Origin of the sequence: Burkholderia sp. MSMB0856 (assembly GCF_001524645.2) — a bacterium.
Classification (GTDB): Bacteria; Pseudomonadota; Gammaproteobacteria; order Burkholderiales; family Burkholderiaceae; genus Burkholderia; species Burkholderia diffusa.
The window spans coordinates 2,288,929-2,305,507 of sequence record NZ_CP013428.1; the positions used below are offsets into that span (position 1 = coordinate 2,288,929).

General features: G+C 68.2%; 15 protein-coding genes. 6 read left to right on the forward strand and 9 right to left on the reverse strand.

Going from position 1 to position 16,579, the window contains the following annotated elements; genetic code table 11:
- Positions 1-138: 138 nt before the first annotated feature.
- Positions 139-351 carry a DUF1059 domain-containing protein gene (locus WS87_RS27870; RefSeq protein ID WP_059528699.1) on the forward strand — a complete coding sequence of 71 codons (213 nt, stop codon included), beginning with the start codon at positions 139-141 and terminating at the stop codon, positions 349-351.
- 107 nt (positions 352-458) lie between these two features.
- Here WS87_RS27870 and ltaE read toward each other — a convergent pair whose 3' ends face one another.
- The gene (ltaE, locus tag WS87_RS27875; RefSeq protein WP_059815110.1) at positions 459-1,472 is read right to left on the reverse strand and encodes a low-specificity L-threonine aldolase; all 1,014 of its coding nucleotides are present in this window, start codon (positions 1,470-1,472) and stop codon (positions 459-461) included.
- A 413-nt stretch (positions 1,473-1,885) separates the two neighbouring features.
- On the opposite strand from ltaE, the gene WS87_RS27880 reads away from it, so the two are divergent.
- From WS87_RS27880 to WS87_RS27890, 3 genes are read left to right on the forward strand one after another with little or no spacing between them, the layout of a single operon-like run.
- Positions 1,886-3,307, forward strand: a complete 1,422-nt coding sequence (locus WS87_RS27880; RefSeq protein WP_059815112.1) for a cytochrome ubiquinol oxidase subunit I — start codon at positions 1,886-1,888, stop codon at positions 3,305-3,307.
- A gap of 30 nt (positions 3,308-3,337) precedes the next feature.
- The gene (cydB, locus tag WS87_RS27885; RefSeq protein ID WP_059815113.1) at positions 3,338-4,345 is read left to right on the forward strand and encodes a cytochrome d ubiquinol oxidase subunit II; all 1,008 of its coding nucleotides are present in this window, start codon (positions 3,338-3,340) and stop codon (positions 4,343-4,345) included.
- Positions 4,317-4,496, forward strand: a complete 180-nt coding sequence (locus WS87_RS27890; RefSeq protein WP_059815115.1) for a hypothetical protein — start codon at positions 4,317-4,319, stop codon at positions 4,494-4,496. Before cydB ends, WS87_RS27890 begins: the two co-directional genes overlap by 29 nt.
- Before the next feature lie 103 nt (positions 4,497-4,599).
- Here WS87_RS27890 and WS87_RS27895 read toward each other — a convergent pair whose 3' ends face one another.
- The 6 genes from WS87_RS27895 to WS87_RS27920 form a co-directional block, all read right to left on the reverse strand.
- Positions 4,600-4,794: a YqaE/Pmp3 family membrane protein gene (locus WS87_RS27895; RefSeq protein WP_044848494.1), complete on the reverse strand. Its 195-nt coding sequence runs from the start codon at positions 4,792-4,794 to the stop codon at positions 4,600-4,602.
- Positions 4,795-4,872: 78 nt separating this feature from the next.
- Positions 4,873-5,328, reverse strand: coding sequence for a TIGR00725 family protein (locus WS87_RS27900; protein WP_107938227.1), 456 nt, complete (start codon positions 5,326-5,328; stop codon positions 4,873-4,875).
- Positions 5,329-5,398: 70 nt separating this feature from the next.
- Positions 5,399-6,214 carry an ABC transporter permease gene (locus WS87_RS27905; RefSeq protein ID WP_442861412.1) on the reverse strand — a complete coding sequence of 272 codons (816 nt, stop codon included), beginning with the start codon at positions 6,212-6,214 and terminating at the stop codon, positions 5,399-5,401.
- A 25-nt stretch (positions 6,215-6,239) separates the two neighbouring features.
- Entirely contained in the window at positions 6,240-7,328 is a 1,089-nt protein-coding gene (locus WS87_RS27910) for an extracellular solute-binding protein (protein WP_059815120.1), read from the reverse strand.
- Positions 7,329-7,363: 35 nt separating this feature from the next.
- The gene (locus WS87_RS27915) at positions 7,364-8,395 is read right to left on the reverse strand and encodes an ABC transporter ATP-binding protein (protein ID WP_059815122.1); all 1,032 of its coding nucleotides are present in this window, start codon (positions 8,393-8,395) and stop codon (positions 7,364-7,366) included.
- Positions 8,396-8,402: 7 nt separating this feature from the next.
- Complete coding sequence (locus tag WS87_RS27920) at positions 8,403-9,254, reverse strand: ABC transporter permease (protein ID WP_059815124.1); 852 nt, start codon at positions 9,252-9,254, stop codon at positions 8,403-8,405.
- A 162-nt stretch (positions 9,255-9,416) separates the two neighbouring features.
- On the opposite strand from WS87_RS27920, the gene WS87_RS27925 reads away from it, so the two are divergent.
- The gene (locus tag WS87_RS27925) at positions 9,417-10,313 is read left to right on the forward strand and encodes a LysR substrate-binding domain-containing protein (protein WP_059815126.1); all 897 of its coding nucleotides are present in this window, start codon (positions 9,417-9,419) and stop codon (positions 10,311-10,313) included.
- A gap of 115 nt (positions 10,314-10,428) precedes the next feature.
- On the opposite strand, the gene WS87_RS27930 is transcribed toward WS87_RS27925, so the two are convergent.
- On the reverse strand, positions 10,429-12,105 hold the full coding sequence (locus WS87_RS27930) for an alkaline phosphatase family protein (RefSeq protein ID WP_059815128.1): 1,677 nt from the start codon (positions 12,103-12,105) through the stop codon (positions 10,429-10,431).
- 290 nt (positions 12,106-12,395) lie between these two features.
- On the opposite strand from WS87_RS27930, the gene WS87_RS27935 reads away from it, so the two are divergent.
- Complete coding sequence (locus WS87_RS27935) at positions 12,396-12,617, forward strand: hypothetical protein (RefSeq protein ID WP_059448952.1); 222 nt, start codon at positions 12,396-12,398, stop codon at positions 12,615-12,617.
- 69 nt (positions 12,618-12,686) lie between these two features.
- On the opposite strand, the gene WS87_RS27940 is transcribed toward WS87_RS27935, so the two are convergent.
- Complete coding sequence (locus WS87_RS27940) at positions 12,687-16,496, reverse strand: DUF748 domain-containing protein (RefSeq protein WP_059815130.1); 3,810 nt, start codon at positions 16,494-16,496, stop codon at positions 12,687-12,689.
- Positions 16,497-16,579: the final 83 nt, after the last annotated feature.

The following is a 16,579-nucleotide window of genomic DNA, read 5'->3' on the forward strand; positions in this document are numbered from 1 at the left end:
CAGCGCGGCACGCGGTGCGGCACACGTGGCAACGAACAACCCCGCCGCGCCGCCTATACTTTTTTCATCGGCCTCGCGAACGCGCCGCGCGGCCGATCAGGCATATTCGGCCGTTCCCTTTCCCGTGAGGAGAACATCATGTCCCGCCGCTATATCGACTGCCGCGAGTTTCCCAGCGCGATGCACTGCTCGATCGCGATTTCCGCCGACTCCGACAACGAGCTACTGGAGGCCGCCGTGCAGCATGCGGTCTCGGTGCACCAGCACACCGACAGCGCCGAACTTCGCACGCAGCTGAAAGCACTGTTCCGCGACGGCACGCCGCCCGCCGACATGCCCCGGCAAGCGTAATCCGCCGGCACGCCCGATATCGACAGACGGGCGGCACTACCGCCACGTCGCCGTCCCACTCCCGCTTCGCGCCGCGCCGGCGCCTCCGCCGGCCGGCGCATTCCGCCTCACGCGCGCCGCTGCGCGAAATACGCGCCGACCGCATCGATGAAGGTATCGATGTCCGCGCGCGACACGTCGCAATGCGTGACGAAGCGCGACGCGTACAGCATCTGCGTGAGGATTCCGCGTTCCTTGAGCCACGCTTCGAGCGGCGCGCAATCGGCTTCGGGGAATTGCGCGAACACCATGTTCGTCGCATGCGACAGCACCTTCACCGGCTCGATGCGCGCGAGGCCCGCGGCGAGATGCGCGGCGTTCGCGTGATCGTCGGCCAGCCGTTCGACGTTGTGGTCGAGCGCATACAGACAGGCCGCCGCGAGAATGCCCGACTGGCGCATCCCGCCGCCCAGCACCTTGCGCCAGCGCTGCGCGCGTTCGACCAGCGCGCGATTGCCGACCAGCACCGAACCGACCGGCGCGCCGAGCCCTTTCGAGAAGCAGATCGACACGGTATCGAACGACGCACACAGTTCAGCGATCGGACGGCCGGACGCAACGGCCGCATTGCACACGCGCGCGCCGTCGAGGTGCGTGGCCAGCCCGCGGGCGCGCGCGAGCGCGACGGCTTCCTGGACATAGCCTTCCGGCAACACCTGGCCGCCGATCGTGTTTTCGAGCGCGAGCAGGCGCGTGCGGGCGAAGTGATTGTCGAGCGGCTTGATCGCCGCGGCGATCTTCGCGAGCGGCAGCGTGCCGTCGGGCGCGTTCTCGATCGGCTGCGGCTGGATGCTGCCAAGCACGGCCGCACCGCCGCCTTCGTACTTGTACGTGTGCGCGAGCTGACCGACGATGTATTCGTCGCCGCGTTCGCAATGGGCCATCAGCGCGGCCAGGTTGCTCTGCGTGCCGCTCGGGAAAAACAGGCCGGCTTCCTTGCCGGCCCGCTCGGCCGTCACCGCCTGCAGGCGCAGCACGGTCGGGTCGTCGCCCCATACGTCGTCGCCGACTTCGGCGGCAGTCATCGCGGCCAGCATCGCCTGGCTCGGACGTGTCACGGTATCGCTGCGTAAATCGATCATCTTCGTGCCCTGAGTGAACGCGGACCGGAACCGATACGCCCGGCCCTGCCGAAACGAGACTCAGAGTGTACGCAATTCGCGCAGCGCTTGCCGATGCATCGCACCGCCCGATCCGGGCACCACCGGCACGGCGCACACACTCCGCACCGGTGCACCGTTCCCGTGATGCGACGCGCCATATTGCCGCACATGCGGCAGACCGCCACGCCGCAGCCACCCGCGGCGCGCGTCGCGATCTTGATACGAATCAACGATTTATCCCGAAACCGCCCGTGAAGGGCTGGACATCTGCGACGAGTTGGCGCATTCCGCGGCGCAACATCGCGGCACATACTCCAGCCAACCCCGATGCCCCGTCGGCCGGGGTCCGCCGGCACCCCGCCGGCGGGTATCGTCAGCTTCGGTCAACTGGTATGGACACCGCTTTTTCGGCCCTCGATCTGGCCCGCCTGCAATTCGCGTTCACCGTCTCCTTTCACATCGTCTTCCCGGCGCTGAGCATCGGCCTCGCCAGCTTCATCGCCGTGCTCGAATATCGCTGGCTGAAGACCGGCAAGCAGTATTACAAAACCCTCTGCGTGTTCTGGTCGAAGATCTTCGCGGTCGCGTTCGGGATGGGCGTCGTCTCCGGCGTGGTGATGAGCTATCAGTTCGGCACGAACTGGTCGGGCTTCTCGAGCTTCGCGGGCGCCGTCACCGGGCCGCTGCTGATGTACGAGGTGATGACCGCGTTCTTCCTCGAAGCCGGCTTCCTCGGCATCATGCTGTTCGGCTGGAATCGCGTCAGCCCGCGCGCGCACTTCGGCGCGACGCTGATGGTCGCGATCGGCACGCTGATCTCGACGTTCTGGATCCTCGCGTCGAACAGCTGGATGCAGACGCCGCAGGGTTTCGAGATCGTCGACGGCCGCGTCGTGCCGACCGACTGGTTCGCGATCATCTTCAACCCGTCGTTCCCGTACCGCCTGTTCCACATGGCGATCGCCGCGTTCATCGTCGCCGCGCTGGTCGTGGCCGCGACGGGTGCATGGCACCTGCTGAAGGGCCGCCGCGACAAGGGCGTGAAGAAGATGTTCTCGATGGCGCTGTGGCTGCTGCTGGTGCTCGCGCCGCTGCAGGCCGTGATCGGCGACCAGCACGGCATCAACACGCTGAAGCACCAGCCGGCGAAGATCGCCGCGATCGAAGGGCTGTGGGAAACCGAAAAGGGCGGCACGGCGCTCAACCTGTTCGGCATTCCGGACATGAAGGCCGAAACGACCCGCTACGCGGTGAAGGTGCCGCACCTCGGCAGCCTGATCCTCACGCACAGCTGGGACGGCGAGATCCGCGGGCTCAAGGACTTCGCGCCCGAAGACCGCCCGAATTCGACTGTCGTGTTCTGGAGCTTCCGGATCATGGTCGGCCTCGGCTTCGCGATGATCGGTCTCGCCGCGCTCGCCTGGCTGCTGCGCCGCCGCGGCGGCCTGTATGAATCGAAGTGGTTCCAGCGCTTCGCGCTCGTGATGGGCCCGACCGGCTTCGTGTCGCTGCTCGCGGGCTGGGTGACGACCGAAGCGGGCCGCCAGCCGTGGGTCGTCTATGGCGTGATGCGCACCGCGCAGGCCGTGTCGCCGCTGTCGGTGCAGCAGGTCAGCCTGTCGATGATGACGTTCGTGATCGTGTACTTCCTCGTGTTCGGCACCGGCGTGTACTACATGCTGAAGCTGATGAAGGCCGGCCCCGCGCTGCCCGACGTCGGGCACGACGCACAACACGGCGAGCCCGACACGCGCCCCGACCACACCGCGCGCCGCCCGATGTCGGCCGTCGACGAGCTGATCGAGACCGTCTGAGCCCCTTCATATTCGCAAACGAGAAAACCTATGGACGTCACCGTAATCTGGGCCGCGATCATCGCATTGGGGCTCTTCATGTACGTCGTGCTCGACGGCTTCGACCTCGGCATCGGCATCATCTTCCCGTTCTTCCCGGACGAGAAGGAACGCGACCTGATGATGAACACCGTCGCGCCCGTGTGGGACGGCAACGAGACGTGGCTCGTGCTCGGCGGCGCCGGGCTGTTCGCGGTGTTCCCGATCGTCTATTCGACGGTGCTGTCGGCGCTGTACCTGCCGCTGATCTTCATGCTGGTGTGCCTGATCTTCCGCGGCGTGTCGTTCGAGATCCGCGCGAAGGCGCGGCGCACCAAGCAGCTGTGGGACCTCGCGTTCATCGGCGGCTCGGCCGGCGCGACGCTGTTCCAGGGGATCGCGCTCGGCGCGTTCCTGCAGGGCATCGACGTGAAGGACGGCGTGTTCGCGGGCGGCGCGTTCGACTGGCTCACGCCGTTCAGCCTGCTGACCGGCCTCGGCCTGCTCGTGACCTATGCGCTGCTCGGCTGCTGCTGGCTCGTCGCGAAGACGGAAGGCGACCTGCAGCGGCGCCTCCATCGCGTCGTGTGGCCGCTGACGGTCGTGCTGCTCGGCTTCATCGCGGTCGTCAGCCTGTGGACGCCGCTGCAGGACCCGGCCATCGCGCAGCGCTGGTTCGATTCGGGGCTGTTCTGGCGCCTGCTGCCGGTGCCGTTCCTGGTCGCCGGGTGCGCGGTGTGGATGCGTCGCGCGGTGCGCGACCGGCACGACATGACGCCGTTCGTGCTCGCGCTGGCGCTCGTGCTGCTCGGCTACGTCGGCCTGCTCGTCACGATGTTCCCGTATGCGATTCCGCAGACCATGACGATCTGGGAAGCCGCGGCACCGCGTTCGAGCCAGACCTTCACGCTGGTCGGCGCGGCGGTTATCCTCCCGATCATCATCGCCTACACGACGATGGGTTACTGGGTATTCCGAGGCAAGGTGCGCCATGAAGACCAGCATTACTACCACCACTGATTCCGCCGCTCGCCAGCCCGACGCGCCGCAGCCGCGGATGCGCGGCTGGATGTGGTTCGTCGTGCTGTGGGCGGGTGGCGTGCTCGGCGCCGTCACGCTCGGCTATGCGTTCAAGATCTTCATGAACCTGACGCTGTTCGCGGTGAAGTAAGCCACGCGGCCGCTTCGATCGAACGACGATCGGGGCGGCCGTTTTCATATCGCCGGCCGATTTTTTCGATTTGCCGACCTCGCCGGCGCCGCGCGTCGCTCCCCTACCGCCGCTCGCGCAGCGCCGCCTCGATCTTGCGATCGGTCTTGTACTGGCTCAGCGCATACACCGACCAGATCGCGGCCGGCAGCCAGCCGATGATCGTGAGCTGCAGGATCAGGCAGATGACGCCGGCGATCGGGCGGCCGATCGTGAAGAACTGGAACCACGGCAGCAAGAGGGCAAGCAGCAGACGCATCGGATTTCCTTTTTCGCATCATTGAGGAGCAACGTACGCGGCCAATATGGCGCGTCATGCTCCCGATTTCAAGCCGATCTACGCCGAGGCGGACAGCCATCGCGCGACGCGCGCGACGAGCGGGTCTGCTTCGTCGAAGCGCTCGACGCCCGCCACCGCCGGCGCGTCGCAGATCCCGAACACCGGCTTGCCCCATTGCAGCCCCAGCGCGATTTCCGACAGCGTGCCGAGCCCGCCGCCGACCGCGATCAGGCACACGGACGCGCGCGCGATCAGCGCATTGCGCGTGATGCCGAGCCCGGTCGGCAGCGCGACGGTCAGATACGGATTCGCGTCCCGCGCGTCATCCTCGGGCAGCAGCCCGATCGCGCATCCGCCCGCGGCCCGCGCGCCGCGCGCAGCGGCCTCCATCACACCCTGCTTGCCGCCGCCGACGATCGCGAGGCCCGTCGCCGCGATCCCGTGCGCGATCCGCTCGGCCACGGCGAGCTGCGCGTGCGTCGCGTCGCGCGGCCCGATCACGCCGACCGGCATCCGGTGCCGTTGCGCGCCGCGCTGTCGCTGCGCAAGTTGCGCCAGCGCGTCGCGCGTGTCGTTCGACCATTCAATGACGTCGTTGCCGTGCAAGTCCTTCCCCCAGTGCAAGAACGCAGGTGCAAAGCGCCGTCAGCACGATCGACAGCACGGCGGCCTGCGAGAAATCGGTCTGTCCGTCGGACAGCTTCAGGTACATCAGCAGCGGCAGGATGTTGACCTGCGTGCCGGCCAGCGCGAGCGCCGTGCCGTACGTGCCGAGCGCGATCGCACCCACGAGGCACCACGCGGACGCGATCGACGGCCACAACTCGCGCCACGCGACGTCGAACCACGCGCGCCACGGCCGCGCGCCGAGCGTCAGCGCCGCCTCGAGCGGCCGCCGGTCGAGATTCGCGAACGCCGGGTAGAGAATCAGCGCGACGCGCGGGATCAGGTAATACGCATAGGCGAACGCGAGCCCCGGCATCGAGTAGATCGCGCCGCCGACCACGGTCGGGTCCGCGCCGAGCGACGCCAGCAGCATCGTGACGAAACCGGCGCGGCCGAACACGAGGATGAAGCCGTACGCGATCACGAGGCCGGAGAAGGCGAGCGGCACGCCGAGCAGCGCCAGCGACCAGCGGCGCCGCGCCGGCGACTGCCCGGCCAGCACGAACGCGACCGGCACGCCGACGGCGACGGACAGCGTGCCGGCGCCGATCGCGAGCGCCAGCGAACGCACGATCGCGTCGGCGACGAGCGGATCGCCGAACACCGCGGCGAACGCGCGGCCGCCGCCGTCGAACGCGGCGCCGACGAGCGCGGCGAGCGGCAGCACGAAGCACACCGCGAACAGCGCGGCCGCCGGCGCCGCGCCGTAGCGGCGCAGGACGCCATCCCGCATGGACGAAACCCGCATCGCGCGCCCCTTACTTGCCGAGCGTGGCCTGCGACCAGAGCTGGTCGACTTCGGCCTTGTGCGTCGCGGCCTTCGCGACGTCGAGCGGACGCACCTGCGGCGCGTTCGGCAGCTTCGCCGCGACGTCCTGCGCGATCGGCGTGCCGGGCACGGCCGGGCGCACGTAGCCCTGCGCGAACAGCCCCTGCCCGACGTCGCTCATCACGAGGTTGAGCCACAACTGCGCGGCGGCCGGATTCGGTCCGTTCTTCACGAGACTCATCGCATACGGCGCCGATACGCTGCCGTCTTGCGGGATCACGACTTCGGCCGCATCGCCCATGCCGTCCGTGTACTTGGCCTTGAGCCCGTCGTTCTCGTAGCCGATCAGGATCGGAATCTCGCCCTTGACGAATTTCGCGTACGGCGTCGTCCCCTCGACGCGCAGCACGTTGCCTGCCTGCTTCAGCTTGCCGAAGAACTCCGCGCCCGGCTTCGGGTTGTCGACGCTGCCGCCGTTCGCATAGGCGGCGGCGAACACGGCGACCTGCCCCTGCCCGGTCGAACGCGGGTCGAGATAGACGACCGCATTGCGATATTCGGGTTTCAGCAGGTCGGACCAGCGCTGCGGCACGTTCTTCACAAGCTTCTTGTTGACGAGCAACGCGATGTTCAGCGAGTGCACCGCGAACCAGCGGCCGTCGGCCGCGCGGAACACCGTGGGCAGCTTGTCGAAATTGACCGGCTTGAACGGCGCGACGACGTCCTTGGCCGTCGCATCGAGCGCCGACGCCGCGAAGTAGTAGGCCGTGTCGGCCTGCGGGCGACGTCGCGACTTGTCGAGCGCGACGACCGTGGCCGCCGATCCGATGTCGTTGTACGTGATCTCGACCTTCGGGTAACGCTTGCGGAATTCGGCGAACAGCGACTTCCAGTTCGCCCACTCAGGGCCCGTGTCGAACGACACGACGAGCCCTTCGTCGGCGGCCTTCTCGTATAGCGCATCCTCGCCGGGATACAGCGGCGCGGCATGGGCCAGCACCGGCGCAAGGGTCGCGAACGCGCAGAGCGCCAGCAGGCGGCGGCGCGTCGCATGAAGGAAGTGGCGGCGTGCGGACATCGTGATTCTCCGTTGAATGAATAGGTCGCCCGCGCTCACGCGGCGGGCAGCACGAGCAGATGGCGCGGCTCGATCGACACGCAGCGCGCGGGCAGTTCGCGCCCTTCGCCGAGCAGTGCGTCGGTCGCGCCGGCCGGCACGAAATCGAAGCGCTGGGTCGCGCCGAAATAGCGCACCTCGCCGACCCGGCCATCGATGCGGTTCGCGACGTACGCGGGGGGATCGGGCTGCAGGTGTTCCGGACGGATCAGCACCTCGACGGCGTCGCCCGGCCGGTGCGCACCCGTATCCGCGCACAGCGTCGTGAACCGCACGTCGACCGCGCCATGTGCGAGCACACGGCCGCGCAGCAGCGTCGAATGGCCGACGAAACGCGCGACCTGCGCGGTCGCCGGACGCTCGTACAGGTCGCGCGGCGTGCCGGCCTGCAGCATGCGTCCGCCGTCGACGATCGCCACGCGGTCGGCCATGCTGAGCGCTTCGTCCTGGTCGTGCGTGACGAGCAGCGTCGTCGCGCCGCATGCGCGCTGCAGCGCGCGGATCTCGTCGCGCAACTGGTGGCGAATGCCGGCGTCGAGCGCCGCGAGCGGCTCGTCGAGCAGCAGCAGCTTCGGTTCGATCACGAGCGCGCGAGCGAGCGCGACGCGCTGCTGCTGCCCCCCGGACAGCAGCGCCGTGCTGCGCCCGGCCTGCGCGACGAGGCCGACACGTTCGAGCATCTCGAGCGCGCGGCGGCGGCGCGGCGCCGCGGCCATGCCGCGCATCTTCAGGCCGTAGGCGACGTTGTCCACGACCGACAGGTTCGGAAACAGCGCGTAGTGCTGAAACACCATCCCGACCTCGCGCTGCCACACCGGCACGCCGGCCATGTCGCGGCCGCCGATCGCGATACGGCCGCGGTAGCCGTCGAGCAGGCCGGCGGCGAGGCGCAGCAGCGTCGATTTGCCGGAGCCGCTGCGGCCCATCACGGCGAGCAGTTCGCCCTGGGCCGCAGACAGCGTGACCGCGTCGACGCCGTGACGGGCGCCCGGATACTGGAAGCTGACGTTTTCGAAATCGAGACTCATGACGGTTTCACTTCAGGCGTTGCACGGTGAAGACGGAGGCGAGCGTCGCGAGCACGGCGAGGACGAGCAGCACGACGGTCGCCGCGCAGGCCATCCCGGACGCGCCGTAGAACGCCTGCAGCAGCACGATCGGATAGTTGCGGTAACGGAAGCCGGCGATGAGGTTCGAGATCTGGAATTCGCCGATCGACAGCGCGGCGACCATCACCAGGCCGGAGAACAGGCTGTGCCGCAGGTTCGGCAGCACGATCGTGACGAACTGGCGCAGCGGCGTCGCGCCGAGCGTCGCCGCACATGCCTCGAGATGCGCGAGGCCCAGGTGCCGCAGGTCGCTCAGCAGCGTCTGCAACAGGTACGGCAGCGTCAGCACGGCGTGCGCGGCGATCATCAGCGGCAGCGTGCCGAGCCACGGCAGCGCATCGCCGCTGAAGATCGCGATGTAGCCGAACCCGAGCGTCAGCGCCGGCACCGCGATCGGCATCAGCATCACGATGCGCGCCGCGAAACCGCGGCCGGCCAGTGCGCGGTGATGCAGCGCATACGCGAGCGGCAGCGCCAGCACGGCATTGATCGCGCAGCAGGCGAGCGCGACCACGAGGCTCGTGCCGAATGCGCGGGTGAAGCTGCGATTCGCGGCCAGATCGACGAACCAGTGCGCCGTGATGCCGGTCGGCAGCAGCGTGTTCGTCCACGACTGGCCGACCGAGCCGATCAGCAGCAGCACGATCGGCAGCGCGAGATACAGCCCGAACGCCGCGACGAACGCCCGCAGCAGCAGGCGTCCCGCCATCGCGCGCGGCCGTTTGTCACGACGAATCGGAATAGCTTCGGCAAGGGCCGGAGCGGATGGCGAATGCATGGCGAATCTCGCTGACGGACACGGAACGGGTCATGCAACGCCCGCCGGGCCGGGCCGGCACGCGTTGTCATGACGGACGCAGTGTGCGGATCCGACATGGCATCGTCATGAAAAAAACGTACAACGCCCGCATCGTTCTGTGCGCGCAAGGAATAGTTCGCCGTGAAGCACCTGTTTCCCAACGTCGCGGAGCTGCACGCGTTCGCGAGTTCCGTGAAGTACCTGAACTTCTCGTATGCGGCGCGCGAGCTCGGCCTGACGCCGAGCGCGGTCAGCCGGCAGATCGCGAATCTCGAGGCGCTGTTCGGCGTGAAGCTGTTCGTGCGCGAGGGGCGCAATCTCGCGCTCACGCGGGCCGGGCAGGTTTATCACGCGCGCGTGATCGGCCCGCTGCGCGAGATCGGCAACGCATCGATCGAATTGCTGAGCGCGCGCGAGGACAGCGACCTGCTGACGATCGCAAGCGTGCCGACCTTCACGACGAAGTGGCTGGTGCCGCGTCTCGCGCGCTTTCTGGCCGTCGCGCCAGCGGTCACGCTGAGTTTTCGCCGCCATCTCGCGCACGGCGACGTGTTTCCGTTCGGGCTCGACGCGGCGATCCGCTATGGCGACGGCGCATGGGAAGGCGTCCGGTGCGATTACCTGGACGGCCGCACGTTCGTGCCGGTCTGTTCCGGCGAATTCGCGGCGCGGCATGCGCTGCGCACGCCCGCCGACACGGCCGCCGCGCCGCGGCTCGTGCACGAGCAGGCGGAAATCGCGTGGTCGCTCTGGGCGGAGCGCCATCGCGTCGCCCGGATGAACGCGCTCGCGGGGCCGCGCTTCGAACAGTATTCGGTGCTGATCCAGGCCGCGCAAGCCGGGCTCGGGCTCGCGCTCGTGCCGCGCTTCCTGATCGTCGACACGCTCGCGAGCGGCGCGCTCGTCGAACCGTTCGACGCGCCCGTCGACGTCGACGCGCAGGGGCACTACCTGTGCTACGCGCCGGAGCGCCTCGAGACGAGCGCCGCGTTGCGGCGTTTCAGGGAATGGATGCTCGACGAATGCGCGACGGCGTGAACGGGCCCTGGCCGGCATCGTCAAGCGGAAAAAATGCGGCGCCGCCGGCCATCAGCCGAACGGCGCCGCGTGCACGGTACCGGACACCGCCCGAAGGCGCGCCCGTCACGTTGCGTCAGTGGTCGATACCGAGCCCCGGCAGCACGTGCGTGTTCTCGGCCACGACCGCGTGCAGCAGCTTCGGTTCGGCGCCGAGCAGCCCGAGGATGGTCGGCGCGACCTGCTTCGTGCCGACGAGATCGCTCACGGTGCGCGCGCGGTGGAGGCCCGGATACGACACGAGCAGGCCGAGGTGGCTGTCGTCCGGCGCGTTGCCGCCGTGCTCCTCGTCCTTCTTCGTGCTCGACGTGTAGATCACGCCCGGATTCGGCTGGACGACGATGTCCGGCGTGCGGCCGTTGGCCGGATCACCGAACCGGTCGGCCAGCGCCGCGCCGTACAGGATGTATGCCTGCGAGCCGTCGGCGCAGATCCCCGGCGCGTTGCAGCCGAGGTTCGCCTTCAGCGTCTGCACCACGGCCGTGCGCTGGCTGCGGTCGCGCAGCCAGATCAGGCCGACGTCGTCAGTCTGCACGAAGCCCGTGCCGACCAGGCCCGAACCGTCGTTCAGGTTGCCCGTCGTCGTGTTGTTCTGGCCGAAGTTGCCGTTCGGGTCGAGATAGTTGTTCGCTTCGAGCAGTTTCGTCAGCGTGTCGCCGTTCTTCACGAGCTTCGTGTGATCGGTCGGCGACTGGCCGTGCTTCGCCGTGACGATCACCGCCGTCGACGTGTACAGGTTGCGCTGCTTCAACTCGTTGAGGATGCGGCCGATCGAGTTGTCGACGTACGTGATCGCGTTCGCGACCTGGCCGTTCGGCGTGAAGTTCGCGTCGAGATAGCCGCCGCCCTTCGCGACCGGCGCCTTCTGCGCGACGCTGAGCGTCTGGAAGTTGGCGCCGAACAGCGTCGGCACCGGCGCGTTCTTCGTGCCGGTCGAATCGCGGCCGTCGATCTGGTTGACCAGCGCCTGCACGTGCAGGTTGTCGAAGCGCGCGGTGTGCGAATAGACGTCGGTGTAGGCGGTGTTCGTCGCCGGGTCGATCGAGTTGATCTCGGTGCGCATCAGATCGTCGACGCCGGTGCCCGACGGGCCGTTCAGCCAGTCGTAGCCCCACGCGTGCTTGTCGGCCCATGCGGTGTATGCGTTCGGCACGCCGGCCTTGACGGCCTCGAACACCGTGTTGGTCTTCACGTAGTTGTGCGGATAGACCGGCACGCACTGACCATTGACCTTCGCATGCGGGATCGCCTGCGGATTGAACGCGTCGCCGCCGTCGAGGTGCACGAGCGCGCCGCCGTTGATGGCGTCGATGCCGGTCGTCTCGTCGAACACGACGTTCCAGCCCTGCTTGCCCGAGCAGGTCGTGTCGCTCGGCGCATACAGATTGCGGTCGTACGACACGTCGTAGAACAGGCCGGCCGTCTTCGGCGAGCCGCCCGTCACGAGCGCCGCGAGGCCCGGGAACGAATCCGACAGGCCCGGCGTATAGGCGTTCGTGTACGTGACGCCGGTTTGCGCGAGCACCGCGATGTTCGGACACGTGTTCGCGCCGATGCAGCGCGCGAGGTCCTGCTCGTGCAGGCCGTCGACGCTGATCAGCAGCACGTGCTTCACGACGCGCCGGCCGTGGCCGGCGTCGTCGCCCTGACCGTTGCCGTCCTGCTGCGCGGCGTGGACACCCGCGCTTGCGAGCGCCAGCGCGCCCGCCACCATCGCCGCCACCTTCCGCTGCTTACCAAGGAAAGACATCATCACCCCACCTCATCGATTGACGTTGAACTGCGTGACCTGCCAACAGGCGCGCAAAATATGGCCGGATCGTGCGGCGCTCCGATGAAGCGGGGCTTTCTGTTTTCTGTCAAACGTAACCAATCGCAAATGACACGACGCCGTCGCAATGCAGGGTGACCCGGCGCACACCGCGACGTGCGCACCGGGCCGGTGCAGGGTGCGCGCCATCGCCCGCCGCACGATTTTTTTTCGTGCTTGGCGCATGACTATTGGCGTGTGATAAAGGGTTTTCCCTGACCCGGAGCACGACTATGTCGACCCTGGAAGCTCTCCGGTTCGTGCTGGACGATGCACGTACCCCCGAAATCATTCGCCATCACGTCGTCGACGCGCTGCAGTACGCGCTGCGCAACTACGGACAGGTGTTCACCGCGAAGGAAGTCGAGTGGCTGACGCAGTGGGACGACGCCCGCCTGCCGCTGGCCGCGAGGAAGGAACTGGACAAGCGCGAACCGGCGATCGCCGAGCGCTGACAGGAAGGCGCGCCGCCGCGCCCGATTGCCGGTCGGGCGCGGCGGCGGCGGATGATGGCGTGACGCGGCTTACTGCAGGCCGAAGTCGACGCGCGTCGTCGCGCCCTTGTCCTCGATGCCCTTCGCATCGAGCTTCGGCGCCACGACGAACATGCGGCTCGAATCGATCTTGCCGTCGAGGTATTGGCGCACGGCCTGCGCGCGCTGCTGCGCGAGCGCGCGCAGCGCATTGTCGTCGGCCGGCGCGTGATCGGCCAGCGCCTGCTTCATGTCCGCATCGGGCAGCGTCTTCTGCAAGCCGATCAGGTTGCGCGGCTTCTTGAAGTCGGCGGCCTTGTACGCACGCGTCAGGTACTTGGTGTACTCGGCCGGTTCGACCTTCACCGACATCGGATCGATGCTCTCGCCCTGGCCGACCACGTCCTTCAGCTTCTGCTGACGCACCAGACGCTCGACGTACGCATCGCGCAGCCCCGGCGTGTCCTTCGCCGGATCGACGCGGCCGATCAGGTCCAGCCGGATCGACGGCTTTTCGGTCAGCATCTTCACGACGGTGTCGAGCTTCTTCTGCTGCGCGTCGGTCAGCGCGTACGTGCCCGGCGCGAACTCGACGTAGCCGAGATCCTCGCCGCCGCTGCCGCCGAATGCGTTCGCGAGCAGCGTGAACGGCGACGTGACGGCCTTCGCGATCAGGTTCAGCACCGCGCGCCAGATCAGCCCGCCGACGCTGAACTCCGGATTCGACAGCGAACCCGACACCGGCAGGTTCACGTCGATCTCGCCGCGCGTGTTCTTCAGGAGCGAGATCGCGAGCTTCACGGGCAGCTTCGTCGCCGTGTCGTTCTCGACGTGATCGCCGAACGTGAGCTGGTCGATGAAGATGTGATTGTTCGCCTGCAGCTGGTCGTTCGCGAGCTGGTAGTGCAGGTCGACGTTGAGCTTGCCCTTCGTGATCGGATAGCCGGCGTACTTCGCCGAATACGGCGTCAGGTTGGTCAGCTCGATGTCGTGCGCGGTCGCCGTGAGGTCCAGCGCCGGCTTGTCGATCAGCGGGTTCACCGAGCCCTTGATCGAGATCGGCCCGTTGCCCGCGAGGTTCGCGGCGACGTCGACCGGCGCGGACGTCGTCGAGTCCGTGCCGAACGCGCCGACCGTCCCCTTGATCGCGACCAGATTCGCCGTGTAGTTCGGCTTGATGAAGTTGTCGGTGTAGGTCACGCGGCCGTTCTGCAGCAGGAGCTGGCCGAAATGCATGCGCACCGGATTCTGCGGCGGCGGCGCGGCCTTCACGACGACCGTCGCCGATGCGGCGGCCGGCGCGGACGCCTGCTGCACGGCCGCGGCCGATGCGGCCTGCGCGGCGGCCGGCGGCGTCACGCCCGGCGACAGCGGCACGGGTTCGCCCTTGCTCGCGTCGCGCGTGAGCGATTGCGCGGGGCCCGTCTCCTTCGCGACGACGTCCTTCAGGTTCAGCCGCCCCTGCGCATCGAGCAGCACCCGGCCGTAGAAGTTCGAGAACGTCACGCGTGCGGCGTCGACGTCGGTGCCCTTCTCGTCGTAGTTCACCTTCAGGTTCGACAGCGCGAGCGAGCGCCAGCCCGCGAACGGGTCGGACGTCGCCTTGTCGAGCATCCGCACGTCGACCAGCGCGACATCGCCGCGATAGGTCGCGCGCGGCGTGTCCTTCACCTGCGCGAACGTCAGGTTGCCCTGCGCGTTGAGCAGCGCGCTCGCGATGGTCGCGTTCAGCGCGCTGCCGAAGTACGGCTCGAACGCGGCCGCGTCGAGGCGGTTGCCGTTGATCTTCAGGCCGAGCTTCAGCGGCTGCGCGGTCACGTCGCCCGACACGTTCACCGAGCCCTTGCGGTTCAGCGTCGCCTTCAGCTGCACCGGCAGCGGCTTCGTCATGTCGTCGCTGATCTTCTGCACCGACAGGTCGAGCGGCTTGATCGCGAGCTTCACCGGACGCGGCGTCGACAGGTCCGTGAAGTTCGCGGACGACTCCTTCACGTTCAGCGCGTCGATCCGGTAATGCCACGACGGCGCGGCCGCCTCGGCCTTGCGCGCGACCGTGCGCTTGGGCACCGCCGCCTGCGCGGGTTCGGCCAGCGCCGCCAGGTCGATCTTGCCGTCCTTCAGGCGCTTCACGTCGAGCGCGAGCCCGGTCGCATCGACGCTCGCGATTTCCGCGGTGCGCGCGGCGACGTCGACCTTCGCGATCTTCGCGCTCGCGTCGGGCAGCACGATCGCGGGCGCCTTCGCGTCCGGCGTCGCGAGCTTCAGCGACTTCAGGCTCACCGTGCTGTCGGCGACCTGCGCGTCGAGCGGCGTCTTGCCCCAGTCGGCCTTCGCGTTGACGCTCGCGCCGAGCGTGCCGTCGAGCACGCGCGCGCGGGTCGCCTCGCCGAGATACGGCTGCAGCGCCGGCAACGCGAGCGCGTCGACCGCCAGCTTCGTGTCGGCCTGCTTCGACGCCAGGCTGAACGCGCCTTCGGCCTTCACGTCACCGCCGCGCGACAGCGACGTCGACAGCGTGTATTTCGCGGGCGTCTTGCCCTGCAGCGTGAAGCCGTCGAGCGTCGCGGCGAGCTTCGTCAGCGACAGCGCGGTCGGCGTCGCAGGCACGCGGTCGTCGACGTTGATCGTGCCGCCGTCGATCGCGAAATGACGGATCGTCAGGTCGAGCGGCGGCGCTTCCTTCGCAGCGGCTTCGGCCTTCGCGCCGCTCGCGGCGTTGGCGGCGTTGGCGGCGGCGGTCGATGCGGCGGCGCCCGACGCGGCCGGCTTGCCCGCGTCGGCCTTCGGCGCGGCGGCCGGCGTGCCGGCGAGCTTCTCGACGTTCAGCACGCCCTGCTTGTCGCGCGCCAGGTCGACGACCGGCTGGTCGAGCCGGATCTCGTCGAAATGCAGCACGTTGCGCAGCGGCTCGAGGCCGGCGGCCGCGACGTGCACGCCGCGCGCGGCGAACAGCGGCGCGGACGCGCGGTCGGTCACCTTCGCGTCGTTGAGATCCACGGTGCCCGACACGCGCAGCGACGGCGTGGCGCCGCTCATCACGAAGTTCAGCGTGAGGTCGCTGCTCAGCAGGCCGCTGGTGACGATCACCGGCAGCTTCGCCGGCGCGTAGGAAATCAGCTTCGGCACGTCGAGCCGGTCGAACTGCAGCGCGACTTCCGACTCGCGCGACAGCGCGAACGGCTTCGTTTTGCCGTCGATCGCGATCGGGCTGCCGTCGAATCGCGCGCGCAGCTTCGGCTGCACGAAGATGTCGGTCTTCGACGGCAGCGTCGCGATGAACGGAATGCCGAGCGTCCAGTTGTCGACCACGTGCTTTTCGTTCAGCAGGCGGTCGTCGAAGTCGATCCGCCCGTCGTTGACCTGAATGTTCGACACCGAGAAATGGGTCGGCTTGCTTTCGGGTTTGGACGGCGTCGAGAACTTCTCGATCAGGTCGGTGAAGTTGAAGCGTTGCGCGTCGTAGCGAACGATATGGAAGCGCGGCGAGTCGACGCGCACTTCGTTGACGATCGGCGCGCCGCGGAACAGCGACGACCACGACGGCCGCACGACGAGCTTGCCGATGTCGATGAAGTCGCCCTGGCCGCCGCGCTCGCCGACGTGCACGCCGTCGGCTTCAAGGTTCAGCGTGTACGGGTTCAGCGCGATGCGCTGGACGGTGGACGGCCGGCCGAGCTGCTGGCTCAGTTGCTGTTCGGCGATGTGGCGGATCAGCGGCGGCGCCGCGAAGAATCCGAGCAGTCCAAATAAAACGAGGAAGATCAGCACGCCGAGGCCGATACGTCGGGTCCGGCGCGAGCGTGCAACGCTGCCGAGGGCGTGGAAGGTCGAGGGTACGGTTTCTTTGTCTGCGCTTGACATGCTTGGATGCCTCGGGAATGGATGCCGGGCCGCGCCGGAAAACCGGCACGGCCGCGCACGCTATCCCGAAAGTATAGGCTCAG

Coding starts and splice junctions, on each gene's coding strand:
- WS87_RS27870 (WP_059528699.1), top strand. CDS start 139: ATGTCCCGCCGCTATATCGACTGCCGCGAGTTTCCCAGCGCGATGCAC.
- ltaE (WP_059815110.1), bottom strand. CDS start 1,472: ATGATCGATTTACGCAGCGATACCGTGACACGTCCGAGCCAGGCGATG.
- WS87_RS27880 (WP_059815112.1), top strand. CDS start 1,886: ATGGACACCGCTTTTTCGGCCCTCGATCTGGCCCGCCTGCAATTCGCG.
- cydB (WP_059815113.1), top strand. CDS start 3,338: ATGGACGTCACCGTAATCTGGGCCGCGATCATCGCATTGGGGCTCTTC.
- WS87_RS27890 (WP_059815115.1), top strand. CDS start 4,317: ATGAAGACCAGCATTACTACCACCACTGATTCCGCCGCTCGCCAGCCC.
- WS87_RS27895 (WP_044848494.1), bottom strand. CDS start 4,794: ATGCGTCTGCTGCTTGCCCTCTTGCTGCCGTGGTTCCAGTTCTTCACG.
- WS87_RS27900 (WP_107938227.1), bottom strand. CDS start 5,328: ATGCCGGTCGGCGTGATCGGGCCGCGCGACGCGACGCACGCGCAGCTC.
- WS87_RS27905 (WP_442861412.1), bottom strand. CDS start 6,214: ATGCGGGATGGCGTCCTGCGCCGCTACGGCGCGGCGCCGGCGGCCGCG.
- WS87_RS27910 (WP_059815120.1), bottom strand. CDS start 7,328: ATGTCCGCACGCCGCCACTTCCTTCATGCGACGCGCCGCCGCCTGCTG.
- WS87_RS27915 (WP_059815122.1), bottom strand. CDS start 8,395: ATGAGTCTCGATTTCGAAAACGTCAGCTTCCAGTATCCGGGCGCCCGT.
- WS87_RS27920 (WP_059815124.1), bottom strand. CDS start 9,254: ATGCATTCGCCATCCGCTCCGGCCCTTGCCGAAGCTATTCCGATTCGT.
- WS87_RS27930 (WP_059815128.1), bottom strand. CDS start 12,105: ATGATGTCTTTCCTTGGTAAGCAGCGGAAGGTGGCGGCGATGGTGGCG.
- WS87_RS27935 (WP_059448952.1), top strand. CDS start 12,396: ATGTCGACCCTGGAAGCTCTCCGGTTCGTGCTGGACGATGCACGTACC.
- WS87_RS27940 (WP_059815130.1), bottom strand. CDS start 16,496: ATGTCAAGCGCAGACAAAGAAACCGTACCCTCGACCTTCCACGCCCTC.